A 17,136-nucleotide genomic window follows, 5' to 3' on the forward strand; every position below is an offset into this window, starting at 1 on the left:
CGCCCGCCGCCGTTCAGGAGTCGAACAAGTCCGCGACCGACGCCGCAACCGCCAGCGCCTCGCCCGTCACGATCTCGATCCACCGGTACCGCGTGTACGCCTCGACCGTCGACCGGACGGTCCGGTCGGCCGCCGCGACGGCGCCGTCGGGCTCGTCGAACAGCGCGAGGAACTCGGTCGCCAGCCACCGAGCGAGCGGGTTCTCGCTCCCGGCGAGCGACGACGCCGACTCGACCGCCGCCTCTCGCGCGTCCCCGATCGCCGCCGGGTCGTCGGGGAACATCGCGTCCCCCTCCTCGACCCGCGACGCCACGGCGTCGAGCGCACGGAGCCGCGTCCACGCGAGCGCGGTCCGGGTCAGCCCGGTCGCCGGGTTGTCGGGCACGTAGTCGCCGAACGCGACCGGGTCGAACCACATGCCGTCGAAGCTCCGGTACACGGCGCTCGACAGCAGGGCGTCGCTCGGCGCGCCGCGGTCGACCGCCCGCTCGTCGACGAACGCCTCGGTGCCCGGGTTGTGTCGGAGGTCCTCGACACCCTCGCCGTGGAGCTCGCGGAGCCGGTCGCCGACCTCGCGGCCGATTCGGCTCATCTCGCGCCGAAGCGGCTCGGCCACGGACGCCGAATCGCCGAGCGACGCCGCGTACCGGTCGCGGAGGTACCGGCCCGCTTCCACGTGCGCCTGGACGCGCTCGACCTCGCCGATCGCGTCCCCCGTCCGAAGCGGGTTCGCGCGGTCGGCGGGCCCCACGCCGCCGCCGACGAGCGTCCGTCGGCGCGCCACGTCGTACCACCGCTCCATCGGCCCGTACACCGCGGCGGCAGCGAGCGGGTCGGCGGCCGGACCGGGGAGTTCCCGCAGCGTCTCGGACGCTCGGCGGCGCACCGTTCCGAGGTCCGGGGCCACCGCGGTCGGGTCGCCCTCGACGGTCACGGCCGCCCACGTGCCGACGGCGGTCGCGGCGTGCTCGCGCGCCGTCGCGTACCGCTCGGCCGCCTCCAGCGGCGTCAGCGACGCCGGCCGGCCCGGCAGCGCCTCGCGGGCCGCCGCCTGCTCGGTCGCGATCTGCTCGCGGAACTCGCCGTTGGGGAGCGTCTCCGCCGTCAGCGGCTCGGGGATCGGCGAGAGGAGGCGGTCGACGCGGTCCGCGAACGCGCTCGCGACCGCGGACTCGACGTCGACGGGAACGAGCCGCGGACGCTCGGGGACCGACCCGTCGAACTCCCGCGGGACGGCCGCAACGTCGAGCGACGGCGGGTCGTCCCAGAACCGGGGGTCGCTCCCGCCGCCGAGGCAGCCGGCGAGCGAGCCGAGCGCGACTCCGCCGGCGGCGGCGAGCGCGCCGCGGCGGGTGAGCCGTCGGGCCATCAGAAGTCACCCCACTCGTCGGTGGCGGTGGCGTTCCCGGGCACGGTCGCGTTCCCCTCGATCACCGAGTACTCGGTGTCGGTCGTCCGGCACGGCGACCGCCCGCTGGAGCCGGAGCCGCGGATCCGCTCGTCGAGCACGACCGGGAGCCGGAAAAGCAGCGCCAGCGTGACCCTGGTACCGGCCTCGCAAGCCGCGTCGGGCGGTCTGAGCTCGCGACAGTACTCGTACTCGACCCGCCCCGGCCGCCACGACACCGAGTGGATTTCGAGCCGCTGGCAGGAGCGGACGCCGGCCGGCGCGACGTACACCGTCTCCGCGTCGTAGTCGGTCTCGTCGAGGAACGCGCGGACCCGCCGCCGGTCCTCGTCGGCGACGCCCGGCGCGGCCCGGATCCGGGCGGCCCGCCCGGCCGTCGTCACGAGCTCTCTCCCGACTCCGGTGGGCCCGTCGGCGTCGTCGCCGCTCGCGTCGTCGTCCGGCGCGACGCCGCCGTCAGTTCCGTCCTCGCCGCCGCTTCCGGCCTCGACGAGGACCGGCTCCCGCCAGTCGTTCCGCACCTTCAGCACGGTCGGGTCCGTGTCGGTTCCGGGGGCGGACGACGACCGGGCGACGGGGTCGGAGTCGTCGGCCGGGTCGCCGCCGAAGCAGCCGGCGAGCGCGCCGACCGCGCCGAGTGCGGCGCTACTCAGGAGGGCTCGTCGCGTGGGGGACATACGACCCGGTTGCGCCGGTCGGAACAAACGTCTTGTGGCGCGCGACCGCCGCCGGATCCGCCCCCGCGCCGCCGCCTCACTCGAAGACGGCGTCGAACGCCGACGCGCCGAGCGGGTCGAAGGTGCCGGCCGCGACGTTCTCGCGGACGTGCTCGGGGTCGGTCGTCCCGACGAGCGAGGCGGTGACGCCCGGGGCGCTCCGCGCGAAGTTGAGCGCGCGCTGGGCCGGCGTCTCCCCCGCGAGCGCCGCGTCCACGTCGGCGGGGATCGCGCCCTCGACCGCCAGGTCGCCCTGCCCGAGACTCGCGCTCGTCACCACCGAGAGCCCGGCCTCGTGAGCGAACGTGAGCGCCGAGACCGGCCCCTCCGCGTCGGCGCCGGACGGCGCGGGCTGGTTCCGCCGGGTGAACGCGTCGGCCATCGCGACGTTGAACGGCAGCTGGACCGCCGCGAACCCGTGGCCGTCGTCGGGACCGACCGCCTCGCCGGCGGCCTCGGCGCGGGCGAGCACCTCGGCGAGCGAGAGGTAGTCGTCGGCCTCCTGCGGCACGCGGAAGGCGCTCCACGACGCGACGCCGTACGCGCCGACGTCGCCCGCGGCGCGCCGGCGTTCGAGGGCCTCGAAGGCGGCTTCGAGGGCGTCGTACACCTCAGATCGCGAGCGCACGGCGAGTTGCGTCTCGGGGTTGTGGACGTAGAAGCAGTCGACGGAGTCGAGGCCGAGCCGGTCGAGCGAGCGGTCCAGCGACCACTCCAGGTACGCCGGCGTCATCGCGTGGGCGCCGTTCGCGAGGTCGCCCGGGTCGACGATCCCCGGCTCGACGAAGCGCTCGCGGACGTAGGCGCTCGGGTCCGGAGGACGCTCGCCGTCGAACGGGAGGAAGCCGCCCTTCGTCGCGACGACGACCGACTCGCGGTCGACGGGCGCCTCGCGGAGGGCCTCGCCGACGACGCGCTCGGCGCGCCCGCAGCGGTAGTTGGCCGCGGTGTCGACGTGGTTCACCCCCGACCGGAGCGCCAGTCCGATCGACTCGCGGGCGGCGTCGTCGACCGCGGGCGTCGGATCGCCGAGGTACGTCCCGATCCCGAGGCTGGAGACGACGCCGGGGCCGAAGCGCCGGAAGTAGGTGCGCCCGAAGGCGTCGCCGAACCGGTTCCGGTACCCCCAGAGGGCCTCGCGAGTCGCCATGTGGTCGGGGTAGTCGGCTCGCGGGTAAAAGTCGCGCGGGAGGGCGGCTCGTCGCGTTCGACAAACCGCCGCGCGAGCCGCACCGATCGGACCGCCAACGGCGCGAGTCAGTCGGTCACGCGGAAGGTCCGGGCGGTGTCCCTGTCGCCGCGGACCACGTCGACCTCGATCAGCCCCAGGGAGGTGAACACCTCGCCCCAGTCCCGGTAGTACAGCGGCGTCTCGTCGTCGACGTAGTTCACGTCCGGGTCGGCCGCCTCCGCCTCGCCCGCCGGCTCCTCGATCTCGGCCGTGACGAGGAGTTCGTCGGTGATCCGCGCGATCTCCTCGAAGACCCACTCGACGTCGGGGTGGAGGTGTTGGAGCGTCTCGACCGAGTACACGGCGTCGAACGCCCCGTCCTCGAACTCGCCGACGAGGTCCTCTATCGCGCCGCAGTGGAACGTCCCGTCGGCGGCCAGGTCGGGGTAGGTCTCCCGCATCGCGTCGAACGCGTCGGCGTTGATGTCGACGCCCGAGAGGTCGTCGAACCCGTGGGCGGCGAGGTGATCGAGGTGCCGCCCCGAGCCGCACCCCAGTTCGAGGACGGCCGCGTCGCGGTCGAGGTGCGCTGTCAGCGCCTCGCGGATCCGCTCGCTCGTCTCGTTCGGCCCGTAGTGCGCGTAGTAGCGCGGTGAGTATTCGCCCGCCCGGTTCGTCCACGAGTCTCGGACGGCGTTGGGTTCCACGTGTGCCACCGCGGACAGAGACCTAAAACGCCGTCGAACGGCGTCCAGGCGCGGACGCCGGCGGCGGACGTGACCCGGGAGGGCAGCAACGCCGACCGCGCCCCTGCGTCAGACGCACGCACGACGCAACGACTATACGGATTCCTCGTGTCAGACGTGGTAATGGCCTCGCTCACCGACCACCTGGCGGACCTCGTCGCCGACGTGGACGCGGTCCTGCTGTTCTCGCCGACGAGTTCCTTCTACGAGCCGTTCGCGGACGACGGGACCGAGGTCGTCGTCGTCGCGCCCGACAACGACGTCGACGCCGAGACGTTCGTCGAACTGCCGCTCCCCTTCGACAACGTCAAAGACCGGATCCGGTTCGGCATCGAGGGCGCCATGGACGCGGACCTCCTCGCGGAGGGCGACGAGGTGGCCTGCGTCGCGTCGGTGTTCGACGGGGGCTCGGACGCGGTCGTCCGCGTCACCGTCGACGAGGGGATCCACACCGGCATCTACGACCTGTTCGCCAACTCCCGGGCCGAGCCGAGCGTCATCCGCGACGTGTTCGAGGTCGCGATCGAACTCGGCAAGAAGGGGCAGAAGGGCAAGCCGGTCGGCGCGCTGTTCGTCGTCGGCGACGCGGGGAAGGTGATGAACAAGTCGCGGCCGCTGTCGTACAACCCCTTCGAGAAGAGCCACGTCCACGTCGGCGACCCCATCGTGAACGTCATGCTCAAGGAGTTCTCGCGGCTGGACGGCGCGTTCGTCGTCTCCGACTCCGGGAAGATCGTCTCGGCGTACCGCTACCTCGAACCCGCGGCCGAGGGGGTCGACATCCCGAAGGGGCTCGGCGCGCGCCACATGGCGGGCGGCGCGATCACCCGCGACACCAACGCGACCGCCATCGTCCTCTCGGAGTCGGACGGGCTCGTCCGGGCGTTCAAGGCCGGCGAACTCGTCTTGGAGATCGATCCGGAGGAGTACTGAGCGATGTCCGCGGCCCAGATCTCCGTCCCCGAGTTCGTCGCGAACGTCCCGTACCGGATCTGGCTGGCGCTCGGAGTGCTCGCGCTCGGGCTCGTGCTGGCGTACCTCACCGGCGTGATCAACCGCCGACTCCTCCGGCGCGCCGGCGTTCCCGAGGTGATCGAGGGGACCGCCTTCGAGCGGACCGCCCGCGAGTTCGACACCTCGACGGTGCGGATCCTGGCGCAGCTGTCGAGCTACTTCATCCTCGCCGTCACGGTCATCGTCGCCCTGACCGTCGCGGACGTGAACTACCTCGAACAGTTCTGGTCGGGGGTCGCCGCGTTCCTCCCGCGGCTGTTCGTCGCCGTGGTCGTGTTCATCGTCGGCATCGTCGTCGGCGACAAGGCGGAGCTGCTCGTCGCCGAGCGCCTCCGGGGAATCAAGCTCCCGGAGCTCGGCGTGCTCCCGACGCTCGTGAAGTACAGCGTCGTGTACGTCGCGACGCTCATCGCGCTCGGCCAGGTCGGCGTCCAGACGCTCGCGCTCATCGTGCTGCTCGCGGCGTACGCGTTCGCGGTCGTCCTGTTCGCCGCGCTCGCGACGAAGGACTTGGTCGCCTCGGCCGCGGCCGGCGTCTTCCTCCTCCTCCGCCAGCCGTACGGCATCGGCGACGAGGTGCGGGTCGCCGGCGAGCGCGGCGTCGTCCAGGAGGTGGACCTCTTCGTCACCCACATCGAGACGGACGGGGAAGAGCACGTCCTCCCGAACCACGCTGTGTTCCGCGAAGGGATCGTGCTGATCCGGGAGTGACTCGCGCGGCGGCGCCGAGTTCGGAACGCACTTACCCGACTGTGTTTTAGGCCCGCCTAAAATGAGGCGACAGGAGGAACAGCTCGTCGGTGCCCTGTTCGACGTGTTGGAGACACAGGGGCACGACGAGGCCCGGAAGCGCCTGTTACGCGCGTACGAGTCCAGCGCGTCCGAGGGTCGCGACGAACTGATTGAACGGCTGATAACGGAGCTCGTCGCCGTGCTCAACGAGCAGCTCGGCCGCCGGGAGGGTGCCGTCGTCCTCACCGACGCGATCGAGTTCCTCTTCGACCGGCTCGTCTCCGTCGTCGAGGTCGCGCCCGTCGCCATCGTCGTCGTCGACGCAGAGGGTGCGGTCCAGCTCTGGAACGACGGCGCCGAGCGGCTGTTCGGCTGGACGGAGTCGGACGCGCTCGGCGGTCGCCTCGTCTCGAAGGAGGCGGACGCGGGCGGGCCGTTCGGCGACTCCCTCTCGCGGCTCGAACGGGGCGAGCGACTCACGGGAGTCGAAACACGCCACCCACACCGAGACGGCTCGCTGGTGGACATCCGGTTCTGGGCGGCCCCCCTCCGCGATCGACACGACGACTTCGCCGGCGCCACGTACGTCGCGACCGACGTCGGAGAGCGGAAGCGCCGCGAACAGCGACTGACCGTGCTCAACCGTGTGTTGCGGCACAACATTCGCAACGACGTGAACGTCGTGTTGGGTCACCTCGAAGCGCTCGCGGCCGAGCGACCCGACGACGACCCGCACGTGGCGGCGATGGAGCGGCGGCTCGCAGAGATCGTCGACCTGAGCGACGCGGCCAGACGCGCCGAGCGGCTTCAGGAGTCCGACGGCGAAGCGAGCCGGACGACATTCGACCTGTCGGCGCTCGCCCGCGATCGAGTCCGCGAATTCGATACCGCCGTCGGCGACGCCGCGTTCAGCGTCGGGGGACCGGACGCCGTCGAGGCCGTCGCCCACGAACTGCTCCCGTACGCGCTCGACAACCTGCTGGAGAACGCGGTCGAGCACTGCGGACCGTCTCCCCAAGTACGCGTGGCGGTCCGGGAGGAAGGGGACAGAGCGCTCCTCACGGTGGCGGACGACGGCCCGGGGCTCCCGGCGCACGAGCGGGAGGTGTTGACCCGCTCGGACGAGACGCAGCTCACACACAGCACCGGTATGGGGATCTGGTTGGTCCGTTGGATCGTCCGCAGCTCCGGGGGCGAGTTGCGCGTCGAGGAGAGCGAGGCCGGCGGGACCGCGATCACCGTCGTCCTCCGTCGGTGATTGCGCCGCCCGGACGTTCCCACCTCGTGGGATCCGGTCTCACGATATAACTTACCAGACGATCGATACCCGCGTATGAACGACGACGCCACCGCGGTCTGCGACGGCTGGGACGGCAGCGAGTGCGAGGGGACGCCCCACTGCCCCCCGCGCTGTCCGCGGTTCGTCGACAAGGAGGGCACGCGCTGGACGATCCGCCCGGCGAGAGACGCAGACGAGCCGTTCCTCGCCGAGATGTACGACGCGTTCGACCGCGCCCACCGCGCGCAGGGCCTCCCGCCGGTGAGCCGGCGGCGCTGCGCCGACTGGGTCGAGACGATGCTCGGCGAGGCGAACAACGTCGTCGCAGAGCGGGACGGCGAGCTGCTCGGCCACGCGATGTACACGCCGACCGACGCCGCGGTCCCTGAGCTCGCGGTCTTCGTCCACCCCGCCGCGCAGGACCGCGGCGTCGGGACGGAGCTGTGTCGGCACGTGATCGCCAACGCCGCCGCGGCCGGCCGCGAGGGGCTCGAACTCCACGTCGAGACCGGCAACCGCGTCGCGCGGAGCGTCTACCGGACGGTCGGCTTCGAGGTCGCCGAGCGGCGCGGCGACCTCCGGATGGAGCTCGACCTCGACGAGCCGATCGCGACCGAGGTCCGCTGGCCGCCGCTCGCCCGCCAGGGGCCCGCGGAGCCGGCGGTCGACCTCTCGCCCCGTGACGGCGGCCCCGGACGATCTCCGGCTGACGACTGAGGCGAGGCGGCCGCCCGGCCCGCTCTCCGGACCGCCGTCACCGCAACCGTTAGGCCCCGCCGACCCCAGGGTACCGTAACCGTGGACGACGCCATCGAGTGGCTGCGGGACCGCCCCTTCTACGAGGGACAGATCGCCGACCACCGGCGGCTCCCGGCGCGCGAGCCCGAGTTCGGCGACGTGGACCTCGAACCCCGGCTCGCCGACGCGCTCGCCGACCGCGGGATCGACCGGCTCTACCGCCACCAGGCCGACGCGATCGGGGCCGTCCGCGACGGCGACGACGTCGTCCTCGCGACCGAGACGGCCAGCGGCAAGTCGCTCGCGTACACCGTGCCCGCGTTCGAGGCGGCGATGGACCACGGCGGGCGGACGCTCTACCTCGGGCCGCAGAACGCGCTGATCGCCGACCAGGAGGAGTCGCTGTCGGACCTCGCGGCCGACCTCGGCTTCGGCAGCCGCGTCTCGGTCGACTCCTACACCGGGCGGCTCTCGCGGTCGGAGAAGCGGGACGTGCGCGACCGCCGGCCGACGGTGCTCCTCTCGAACCCGGACATGCTCCACTACGCGCTGCTGCCGTACGCCGGGCGCCTCTGGGACTGGTTCTTCTCGTCGCTGGAGTACGTCGTGATCGACGAGGTCCACAGCTACCGCGGCGTGTTCGGGTCGCAGGTCGCGCTGACCCTCCGGCGGCTCGCGCGGACCTGCGAGCGGTTCGGCTCGTCGCCGCAGTTCGTCTGCTGCTCGGCGACGATCAACAACCCAGTCGACCACGTCGCGACGGTCACCGGCCGCGACCCCGAGGGGATCGCCCTCGTCGACGAGGACACCTCCGGGCGCGGGCCGCGCGACTGGGTGCTGTGGAACCCGCCGGAGTACGACGACGACTGGCAGGAGCGCGGGAGCGGCCGGCGGAAGTCGAGCCACACCGAGTCGAAGCGGCTGTTCGTCGACCTCGTGACGGCGGGCGCGCAGACCCTGGCGTTCACGCGGGCGCGACAGACCGCCGAGCAGTACGCGACCGACAGCGCGAGCGACCTCCGGGAGCGGGGCGAGCGCGACCTCGCCGGGAAGGTCGGCGCGTACCAGGCGGCGCTCACCGACGACCGGCGGCGGGAGATAGAGGCCGACCTCCACGCCGGCGACCTGCGGGGCGTCTGGTCGACGAGCGCCCTCGAACTCGGCGTCGACGTGGGCGGGCTCGACGCGGTCGTCCTCGACGGCTACCCCGGCACGCGGATGTCGGCCCACCAGCGCGCGGGCCGGGCCGGCCGCGGCGACGACCCCGCCCTCGTGGTGATGGTCGGCGGCGAGGACCAGCTCGACCAGTACCTGATGCGGAACCCGAGCGACTTCTTCGACGCGCCGCCCGAGGACGCGATCTGCGACCCGGAGAACGGCCAGCTCATGCCCGGCCACGTCGCCTGCGCGGCCGACGAGAACTGGCTCTCGCCCGGGGACGAGCGGTTCTTCGGCGACTCGTTCCCGGGCGTGGTGGCCGACCTCACCGACGAGGGCGTCCTGAACCGTCGCGAGGCCGCCAAGGGGACGCGCTGGGTCCACGCCGGGGGGTCGAGCCCGCAGCAGTCCGTGAACCTCCGCACCGCCGAGGAGCGCGAGATATCGCTGATCGAGCGGTCGAGCGGCGAGACGGTCGCCACGCTCGGGTTCGCCGACGCGCTCCGCGACGCCCACCCCGGCGCCATCTACCACCAGCAGGGCCGCACCTACGAGGTGGTCGACCTCGACCTCGACCGCGACGTGGCGGAGCTCCAGCAGTCGTGGGCCGACTACTACACGCAGGTGCGGTCGGACAAGGACATCGTCGTGAACGAGGACCTCGACGAGCGCGCGCTCTCGGCGCGCGAGGACGTGCCGGTCCGCTTCGCCGACGTGACGGTGACCGAGCAGATTACGGGGTTCGTCCGGAAGGACGCCGCCACGGGCGAGTCCCTCGGCGAGTCGACGCTCGACCTCCCGGAGACGACGCTGCGGACGAAGGCGCTGTACTTCCCGGTGCCCCGGGACGTCGAGCGCGAGATGCGGCGGCTCGGCGACGCGCTCGACGGCGAGGACGCGGGCGATCCCGAGGTCAGCGCCGACGGCGGCGAGGCGCCCGACGACGGCGAACCGATCCCGGGCGGCGAGTACGCGTTCAACGGCGGGATCCACGCGGCCGAACACGGGATCATCTCGCTGTTCCCGTTCCACCTGCTCTGCGACCGCGCCGACGTCGGCGGCATCTCGACGCCGCACCACCCCCACACCGAGGGGCCGGCCGTGTTCGTCTACGACGGGTACCCGGGCGGCGTCGGGCTCACTCGCCGCGGGCACCGCCGGATCGAGGAGCTGATGACCCGGACGGCGCGGCTCATCGACACCTGCGACTGCGAGGGCGGCTGCCCGGCCTGCGTCCAGTCGCCCCACTGCGGCAACGGGAACGACCCGCTGGCGAAGGCACCCGCCGTCCGCCTGCTCGAATCGCTGACGGGCACCGACGCGGACGCCTGACCCAAACTGACTTGCCTCCGGCCGTCGAGCGTTCCGTCGATGGCGCTCGACCTCGACGACGCCGCGGACCCTGCGGCCCGGGCGATGGAGTGGCTCGTCCTCGGCGCGGCGTACTTCCTCCTGCTCCTGTTCCTCATCGGCGTGTTCGACCTGTTCGTCTCGCTGTACCGGCTCCTCGCCGCGGGGAACTTCACCGACCCGGCCGAGGTTGTCGCGCTCCTCGACAGCGTCCTCCTCCTGTTGATCATCGTGGAGGTCCACCGGACGCTCGTGGCGTACGCGCGCGGCCAGCCGGTCCTCCGCATCGTCGTGAGCGCCGCGATCATCGCCGTCTCCCGGCGCGTGATCAGCTTCCGGCTCGAAGACTACGGCGGGGGTAACGAGGCGCTGCTCGCGGCCGCGGCGCTCGGCGTCCTCGTCCTCTCGCTCACCGTCGGCTACTTCCTGCTCGACCGGGTGAGCGTTCCGGGGCGGCTGGAGCTCTGATCGGGGCGCGACCGGAGCGCCGGCCGCTGCCGGCCCAGCCCCCCGACCGGTCCCGGTGGTTTCACGGTGGACGCGCCCGTGTCGATCCCATGGAGCTGTTCTGGCACCGACGGGACCTCAGAGCCGCCGACAACGTCGGGCTCGCGGCCGCGAGCGGGGCGGGCGACGACCCCGACCGCGGCCCCGCAGCGCCCGTGTTCGTCTTCGATCCGAACGTGCTCGACCACGCGAGCGACGTGCGCGTGCGGCGCCTGCTCGACGGGCTGGCCGCGCTGCGCGACGACTACCGCGAGCGCGGGAGCGACCTGCTCGTCGCGCGCGGCGACCCGGAGACCGTCCTTCCGCGGCTCGCGGCGGCGCTCGACGCCGACCGCGTCGTCTGGAACCGCGACTACTCCGGGCTCGCCAGGGAGCGCGACGCCGGCGTGCGACGCGCGCTCGACGCGGTCGACGTGGCGCGCGAGGCCCACCACGACGCGGTCCTCCACGACCCCGACGCGATCCGGACGAACGCCGGCGACCCCTACTCCGTGTACAGCTACTACTGGAAGAAGTGGACCGACCGCGAGAAAGCGGACCCGGCGCCGGCGCCGACCGAGGCGGGCCTCGCTGACACCGATCGGCTCGCGGACGCGGCCGACGCCGTCGACGGGGCGGACGCGTCGGGCGCGGTCGCCGACGGCGGCGAGGCGGCGACGCTCGGCGCGGCGGTCGGCGACCTCCCGACGCCCGCGGACCTCGGCTTCGCGGAACCGGACGCGGCGGTCGGCCCCGCGGGGACGGAAGCGGCCCGGGAGCGCCTCGACGACTTCCTCGACGAGGCCGTGTTCGCCTACGAGGCCGAGCGCGACTACCCGGCGCGAGAGGCGACCTCGCGGCTCTCCGCGTTCTTCAAGTACGGCGAGATCGGCGTCCGCGAGGCGTACGCGGCCACCGAGGAAGCGATGGCCGAGGCGGAGTCCGACTCGCGGCCCGAGGACGCCCCGGAGCAGGTCGAGGAGTTCCAACAGCAGTTGGCCTGGCGGGAGTTCTACACGCAGGTCCTCTTCCACAACCCGGAGGTGGTCTCCGAGAACTACAAGGAGTACGAGGAGGGGATCGAGTGGCGCGACGACCCCGAGGAGATCGCCGCGTGGAAGCGCGGCGAGACGGGGTACCCCATCGTCGACGCCGGGATGCGCCAGCTCCGCGAGGAGGCGTTCATGCACAACCGGGTTCGGATGATCGTCGCCTCCTTCCTCACGAAGGACCTCCTCGCGGACTGGCGGCACGGCTACGACCACTTCCGCGAGCACCTCGCCGACCACGACACCGCCAACGACAACGGCGGCTGGCAGTGGGCGGCCTCGACGGGGACCGACGCGCAGCCGTACTTCCGCATCTTCAACCCGATGACGCAGGGGGAGCGCTACGACCCGGAAGCGGAGTACATCACGGAGTACGTCCCCGAGCTCCGCGGGCTCGACGCCGACCTGATCCACGAGTGGCACGAGCTGTCGCCCACCCAGCGCGCGAACGCCGCGCCGGAGTACCCGTCGCCGATCGTCGACCACTCGGAGCGCCGCGAGGCGGCCCTCGTGATGTACAAGCGGGCGCGCGGCGAGGACCCGGACGACTGAGACGCGGAGCAGAGAGCGCGTTCGTCCGGCGACGGAAAACGGAGCGGCGACACCGGATCAGTCGGCGACCGCGGCCACCATCCCCTGCTTGTAGTACCGCTGGAGCGTGACGAACAGGACGATGGGGACGATCATCGTCAGCACCGAGCCGGCGGCGACGAGCCCCCAGTCGATCTGGAGGCGCCCCTTCATCAGCGGCAGCACCTGCGGCGCGAGCTGGTTCTCGCGGGACCGCATGAACACGAGGGGGAAGAAGAAGGAGTTCCACACCCACGTGAACTGGATCACCGCAACCGAGACGAGCGCCGGGGCGGAGTACGGCAACACGATCGACTTGAATATCTGGTACCGCGACGCGCCGTCGATCCGGGCGGCCTCCTCCAGCTCCTCGGGGAGCCCCAGCAGGAAGTTCCGGAGGAACATGACGACCCACCCCATCCCCCAGCCGATGTGGACCAGGATGAGCCCCATGTACGTGTCGAACAGGCCGGTCGTCCGCAGCGTGTTGTAGTTGCCCATCGCCACCAGCTCCGGCGGCGCCGCCATGACCACGATGAGCAGGAAGAACAGCCACTTCTTCAGCGGGAAGTCGAAGCGGGCGAACGGGTACGCCACCATCGTCCCGAGCAGCGTCACGGCGAGGACGGACGGGACCGTGACGATCGCGGTGTTCAGCATCGCCTGCCGCATCGGCCCGGACTGGAACGTCCACGCGCGGGCGTAGTTTTCGAAGGTGACGGTGAACGTCTCGAAGTTCCACCAGCCTTGGATGATCTGGTCGAGCGGGCGGACGGAGGCCATGAACAGCCCGACGAGCGGGACGAGCCACAGGAGCGCGACCCCGATCGCGACGACGTACCGGAGGGCGCGCGGCCCGCTCGGGACCGCCGCGCGGACCCGTTCGGGGAGGGGTCGGTCGGCGATCGGTGCGGTCTCCGGCGGCTCGTGGTACACGCGCCCGCCGTCGGTCTTCGGGTCGCTGCCGGCGGCGGACTCCGGTTCGTCGCCGGCGTCGGTCGGATCGTCCGAGTTGTGTGTGTCAGTCATCGTGGATCAGTCCATTGACGCGATGTACCACGCCATCGGCAGCGCGATCACCAGTTCGATGAGCGCGACGACCATCGCCTTGCTGTACTCGATCGGGACGGAGAACGCCGCCTGGTACACCTCTAAGCCGAGGACGGAGAACACCCCGCCGGGACCGCCCGAGGGCCCCCCGGCCGCGTAGACGATGGCGAAGATCCGGATCACCCAGATCATGCTCATGATCACCACGACCGCCGTCACGGGCTTGACGAGCGGCCAGATGATGTCCTTGAACCGCCGGAACCGCCCCGCGCCGTCGACGCGGGCGGACTCCAGCAGCGCGGGGTCGATCCCCGCGAGCGCGGAGCTGTACAACAGCATGCTGAACCCGGTCTGGACCCAGACGCCGCCCGCGATCAGCGCGTAGATCGCGATCTGCGGCTCCTGGACCCAGTTCCGGACCACCGACTCCAGCCCGATCGACCGGAGCAGCCCGTTGAAGATGCCGGCCTGCGGGTCGTAGACGAACAGGAGGACGAGCCCGATCACGACCGTCGGCGTCGTGAAGGCGAGGAACACCATCGAGCGCAGGATGCTCCGCCCGCGCAGGTCGGCGAAAAGCAGCGCGAGCCCGAGGCCGAGCAGCGTGCTCAGCGGGACGTGGACAACCATCCAGATGATGTTCTGCGGCAGCGCCCCCATCGGGTACTGGAGCGCGAGGAGGTTGTCCCAGTTGATGATCGCGTCGTCGTTGAACGTCGCGATCCACGTCTCGAACCCGGCGAACTGCCCGATCGTGAACCCGTCCCAGGTGAAGAAGCTCCCGACCGCCGAGTACAGCATCGGCCCGACGGAGAAGATGCCGAACAGCGTGAGCCCGGGGAGCATGAACACGAGGATCGCGGTGAGCTTCTCCCCGTCCACGTCCCGGTCGAGCCGGTCCTCCAGGTACGATTCGACGGACATGGTATCAGGCCACCAGCTCCCCGTCCCCGTCGTAGAGGTACGCGTCGCTCGGGTCGAACGTGAGGTGAACGCCGTCTCCCGCCGCCGCGTCCGTCGTCGGGACCTTCACGTTCACCACGGAGCCGCCCACCTCGACGTTGACCAGCACGTACTCCCCGAGCGGTTCGACCGTCTTCACCGTGCCCGGCACCGTCCAGTCCGTGTCGGGCGCCGCGGTCGACACGTCGATGTCCTCCGGCCGGACGCCCACCGAGACGGTCTGTGACGACGTCTCCGCCGGCATCGGGAGGCTGTTGCCCTCGGCGAGTTGGACGGCGCCGTCGCGGTTCTCGCCCTCGAAGAGGTTCATCGGCGGCGACCCGATGAACTTCGCGACCCAGGTGGTCCGCGGCCGCTCGTACAGTTCCTCGGGGTCGGCGACCTGCCGGATCGTCCCGTCGTTCAACACGACGATCTTGTCGCCCATGCTCATCGCCTCCTCCTGGTTGTGCGTCACGTACACCGTCGTGATCCCGAGCTCGTTCTGTATCCGCTTGAGCTCGGAGCGCATCTCCAAGCGGAGCTTCGCGTCGAGGTTACTGAGCGGCTCGTCGAGGAGGAACACCGACGGCTCGCGGACGATGGCCCGCGCGAGCGAGGTCCGCTGGCGCTGCCCGCCGGAGATCTCGCCCGGGTCGCTCTCCATCTGGTCTTCGATGTGGAGCAGCTCGGCGACCTGGGCGACCCGCTCGTCCCGCTCTTCCGGCGGCACGCCCCTGACCTTCAGCGGGTACTCGATGTTCTCCCGGACGGTCATGTGGGGGTACAGCGCGTAGTTCTGGAACACCATCGCGACGTTGCGATCGGCGGGCGGGGTCCCGTCGACCCGGTCGTCGTCGAAGTAGATCTCCCCCTCCGACGGGTCCTCTAACCCCGCGATCATCCGGAGGGCGGTCGTCTTTCCGCAGCCGGACGGCCCGAGGAACACCACGAACTCCCCGTCGTCCACCTCCATGTCCAGCTTGTAGTTCGCGACCGTGTCACCCCCGTCGAAGTACTTGCTCACCGATCGCATGCTAATGCGGGTCATCGACTACCCGCCCGTATTCATTTATTACACTTATAATTAATCATAGACCATGGATAAGAGGACTGCCGCAGGGACCCGCTATCCGTTCTCTGTCCGGCTAATTCAATAATTACTTAGCAATCCTTTCACTACGTGGGGGAGATGAGTTCCGGTCTCTTCGACTACACCAATTTTCCGCAGATCTCCGGCGAGCTCTTCCGCACCGTCCAGGGTCGCGACCTCTTCGAGGACGACAAGCGGTTCGTCGACGCGGAGCCGCGCGTCTCCCCCGACCTGATTCTCGAACGGTACCTGTCCGCGCGCGACCGGCCTGAATTCGAACTGGCGTCGTTCGTCGAGGACCACTTCCGGCTGCCGGAACCGGTCGCCGCCGCTCCGGACCTCACCGCGTCGCGGTCGATGGAGGACCACGTCTCGTCGCTGTGGGGCGCCCTGACCCGGACGTTCGACGACGACGCGGCCGGCTCGACGGTCGTTCCCCTCCCGAACCCGCACGTCGTCCCGGGCGGTCGCTTCCGGGAGATGTACTACTGGGACAGCTACTTCACCGCGGAGGGGCTGGCGGCCGCCGACCGGACCGACCTGATCGCCGGCATGGTCGGGAACATCGCCTCCCTGATCGACCGCTTCGGCTTCGTCCCCCTCGGCAACCGGGCGTACTACGACAGCCGGTCGCAGGTCCCGCTGTTCTACCGCATGCTGCGCGTGTTGGAGCGCGCGGAGGGGTTCGACGCGGTCGCGCCCCACGTCGAGGCGCTCCGGACGGAACACGGGTTCTGGATGGACGGGGCCGACCGCGTCGGCCGGGAGAGCGGTCCCGCGGCGCACCGCCGCGTCGTCGGGCTCGCGGACGGGACCGTCCTCAATCGGTACTGGGACGACCGCGCCCGCCCGCGTCCGGAGTCGTACCACGAGGACCGCCGGCTCGCCGAGCGGGTCCCCGTCGACGACCGGCCCGACCTGTTCCGCGACGTCCGGGCCGCCTGCGAGTCGGGCTGGGACTTCAGCTCCCGGTGGCTCGCGGCGGACGACCTCACCACGATCCGGACGACCGAGCTGGTGCCGGTCGACCTCAACGCCGTCCTCTTCGGGATGGAGTCCGCCCTCGCGGAGTGGCTCCCGAAGGTCGGCCGCGCCGAGGCCGGCGAGCGGTACGCCGACCTCGCCGCCGACCGGCGGACGGCGATCAACCGGTACTGCTGGGACGCGGACGCGGGGTTCTACGTCGACCACTCGTGGGTCGACGGCCGACCGTCGGACCGCCTCACGCTCGCCGCGGTCGCGCCGCTCTTCACCGGCGCCGCGACCGACGACCGGGCGGCCGCGGTCGCCGACCGGCTCCGTGAGGACTTCCTCCGCCCCGGCGGCCTCGTGACGACGCTCGAAGCCACGGGCGAGCAGTGGGACGCGCCCAGCGGCTGGGCCCCGCTCCACTGGATGGCCGTCACCGGGCTGCGGCGGTACGGGCACGACGACCTGGCCGACGAGATAGCGGACCGCTGGGTCGGCCTCGCGCGGCGGTCGTTCGAGGAGACCGGCCGCATGGCGGAGAAGTACGACGTGCGCACCGTCGGGGAGACGACCGACCTCGGCGAGTACGAGCCCCAGTACGGGTTCGGCTGGACGAACGGCGTCGTCACGGCGCTGTCGGCTCGGCGGTAGGCCGCTCTCGTCGC

15 protein-coding genes are annotated in these 17,136 nt (G+C 71.5%); 8 read left to right on the plus strand and 7 right to left on the minus strand.

Annotated features, from left to right (window positions below):
- Window positions 1-13 precede the first annotated feature (13 nt).
- The 4 genes from EXE44_RS05285 to EXE44_RS05300 form a co-directional block, all read right to left on the minus strand.
- Window positions 14-1,369, minus strand: coding sequence for a hypothetical protein (locus EXE44_RS05285; protein ID WP_137716257.1), 1,356 nt, complete (start codon window positions 1,367-1,369; stop codon window positions 14-16).
- A complete protein-coding gene (locus EXE44_RS05290; RefSeq protein WP_137716258.1) occupies window positions 1,369-2,085 on the minus strand; it encodes a hypothetical protein in 717 nt (238 codons plus the stop codon). The genes EXE44_RS05285 and EXE44_RS05290 overlap by 1 nt, the downstream gene beginning before the upstream one ends.
- Window positions 2,086-2,161: 76 nt before the next feature.
- Window positions 2,162-3,274, minus strand: a complete 1,113-nt coding sequence (locus EXE44_RS05295) for an aldo/keto reductase (RefSeq protein WP_137716259.1) — start codon at window positions 3,272-3,274, stop codon at window positions 2,162-2,164.
- A 107-nt stretch (window positions 3,275-3,381) separates the two neighbouring features.
- Complete coding sequence (locus EXE44_RS05300) at window positions 3,382-4,002, minus strand: bifunctional 2-polyprenyl-6-hydroxyphenol methylase/3-demethylubiquinol 3-O-methyltransferase UbiG (protein WP_137716260.1); 621 nt, start codon at window positions 4,000-4,002, stop codon at window positions 3,382-3,384.
- Between the two features lie 162 nt (window positions 4,003-4,164).
- Here EXE44_RS05300 and dacZ point away from each other — a divergent pair, with 162 nt between their 5' ends.
- From dacZ to EXE44_RS05335, 7 genes are all read left to right on the plus strand, one after another.
- Window positions 4,165-4,974, plus strand: coding sequence for a diadenylate cyclase DacZ (gene dacZ, locus EXE44_RS05305; RefSeq protein WP_137716261.1), 810 nt, complete (start codon window positions 4,165-4,167; stop codon window positions 4,972-4,974).
- 3 nt (window positions 4,975-4,977) lie between these two features.
- Window positions 4,978-5,766 (plus strand): mechanosensitive ion channel domain-containing protein, encoded by a 789-nt coding sequence (locus EXE44_RS05310; protein ID WP_137716262.1) that lies wholly within the window; start codon window positions 4,978-4,980, stop codon window positions 5,764-5,766.
- Between the two features lie 61 nt (window positions 5,767-5,827).
- Window positions 5,828-7,045 carry a sensor histidine kinase gene (locus EXE44_RS05315; protein WP_137716263.1) on the plus strand — a complete coding sequence of 406 codons (1,218 nt, stop codon included), beginning with the start codon at window positions 5,828-5,830 and terminating at the stop codon, window positions 7,043-7,045.
- Between the two features lie 75 nt (window positions 7,046-7,120).
- Window positions 7,121-7,783, plus strand: a complete 663-nt coding sequence (locus tag EXE44_RS05320; RefSeq protein ID WP_137716264.1) for a GNAT family N-acetyltransferase — start codon at window positions 7,121-7,123, stop codon at window positions 7,781-7,783.
- 81 nt (window positions 7,784-7,864) lie between these two features.
- On the plus strand, window positions 7,865-10,294 hold the full coding sequence (locus EXE44_RS05325; RefSeq protein ID WP_137716265.1) for a DEAD/DEAH box helicase: 2,430 nt from the start codon (window positions 7,865-7,867) through the stop codon (window positions 10,292-10,294).
- A 39-nt stretch (window positions 10,295-10,333) separates the two neighbouring features.
- Window positions 10,334-10,780, plus strand: a complete 447-nt coding sequence (locus EXE44_RS05330; protein ID WP_137716266.1) for a phosphate-starvation-inducible PsiE family protein — start codon at window positions 10,334-10,336, stop codon at window positions 10,778-10,780.
- An 89-nt stretch (window positions 10,781-10,869) separates the two neighbouring features.
- Window positions 10,870-12,399, plus strand: coding sequence for a deoxyribodipyrimidine photo-lyase (locus tag EXE44_RS05335; protein WP_137716267.1), 1,530 nt, complete (start codon window positions 10,870-10,872; stop codon window positions 12,397-12,399).
- 57 nt (window positions 12,400-12,456) lie between these two features.
- On the opposite strand, the gene EXE44_RS05340 is transcribed toward EXE44_RS05335, so the two are convergent.
- Genes EXE44_RS05340 through EXE44_RS05350 form a run of 3 tightly spaced genes read right to left on the minus strand, consistent with a single transcriptional unit; the run spans window position 12,457 to window position 15,445 of the window.
- Window positions 12,457-13,446, minus strand: a complete 990-nt coding sequence (locus EXE44_RS05340; protein ID WP_137716268.1) for a carbohydrate ABC transporter permease — start codon at window positions 13,444-13,446, stop codon at window positions 12,457-12,459.
- A gap of 6 nt (window positions 13,447-13,452) precedes the next feature.
- The gene (locus tag EXE44_RS05345) at window positions 13,453-14,391 is read right to left on the minus strand and encodes a carbohydrate ABC transporter permease (protein ID WP_137695016.1); all 939 of its coding nucleotides are present in this window, start codon (window positions 14,389-14,391) and stop codon (window positions 13,453-13,455) included.
- 4 nt (window positions 14,392-14,395) lie between these two features.
- Window positions 14,396-15,445 (minus strand): ABC transporter ATP-binding protein, encoded by a 1,050-nt coding sequence (locus EXE44_RS05350; RefSeq protein WP_137716389.1) that lies wholly within the window; start codon window positions 15,443-15,445, stop codon window positions 14,396-14,398.
- Between the two features lie 156 nt (window positions 15,446-15,601).
- Here EXE44_RS05350 and EXE44_RS05355 point away from each other — a divergent pair, with 156 nt between their 5' ends.
- Entirely contained in the window at window positions 15,602-17,122 is a 1,521-nt protein-coding gene (locus tag EXE44_RS05355) for a trehalase family glycosidase (protein WP_137716269.1), read from the plus strand.
- Window positions 17,123-17,136: the final 14 nt, after the last annotated feature.

This window comes from Halorubrum sp. SS7 (assembly GCF_005435055.1).
GTDB classification, from domain to species: domain Archaea; phylum Halobacteriota; class Halobacteria; order Halobacteriales; family Haloferacaceae; genus Halorubrum; species Halorubrum salinarum.

Coding starts and splice junctions, on each gene's coding strand:
- EXE44_RS05285 (WP_137716257.1), bottom strand. CDS start 1,369: ATGGCCCGACGGCTCACCCGCCGCGGCGCGCTCGCCGCCGCCGGCGGA.
- EXE44_RS05290 (WP_137716258.1), bottom strand. CDS start 2,085: ATGTCCCCCACGCGACGAGCCCTCCTGAGTAGCGCCGCACTCGGCGCG.
- EXE44_RS05295 (WP_137716259.1), bottom strand. CDS start 3,274: ATGGCGACTCGCGAGGCCCTCTGGGGGTACCGGAACCGGTTCGGCGAC.
- dacZ (WP_137716261.1), top strand. CDS start 4,165: ATGGCCTCGCTCACCGACCACCTGGCGGACCTCGTCGCCGACGTGGAC.
- EXE44_RS05310 (WP_137716262.1), top strand. CDS start 4,978: ATGTCCGCGGCCCAGATCTCCGTCCCCGAGTTCGTCGCGAACGTCCCG.
- EXE44_RS05315 (WP_137716263.1), top strand. CDS start 5,828: ATGAGGCGACAGGAGGAACAGCTCGTCGGTGCCCTGTTCGACGTGTTG.
- EXE44_RS05320 (WP_137716264.1), top strand. CDS start 7,121: ATGAACGACGACGCCACCGCGGTCTGCGACGGCTGGGACGGCAGCGAG.
- EXE44_RS05330 (WP_137716266.1), top strand. CDS start 10,334: ATGGCGCTCGACCTCGACGACGCCGCGGACCCTGCGGCCCGGGCGATG.
- EXE44_RS05335 (WP_137716267.1), top strand. CDS start 10,870: ATGGAGCTGTTCTGGCACCGACGGGACCTCAGAGCCGCCGACAACGTC.
- EXE44_RS05340 (WP_137716268.1), bottom strand. CDS start 13,446: ATGACTGACACACACAACTCGGACGATCCGACCGACGCCGGCGACGAA.
- EXE44_RS05345 (WP_137695016.1), bottom strand. CDS start 14,391: ATGTCCGTCGAATCGTACCTGGAGGACCGGCTCGACCGGGACGTGGAC.
- EXE44_RS05350 (WP_137716389.1), bottom strand. CDS start 15,445: ATGCGATCGGTGAGCAAGTACTTCGACGGGGGTGACACGGTCGCGAAC.
- EXE44_RS05355 (WP_137716269.1), top strand. CDS start 15,602: ATGAGTTCCGGTCTCTTCGACTACACCAATTTTCCGCAGATCTCCGGC.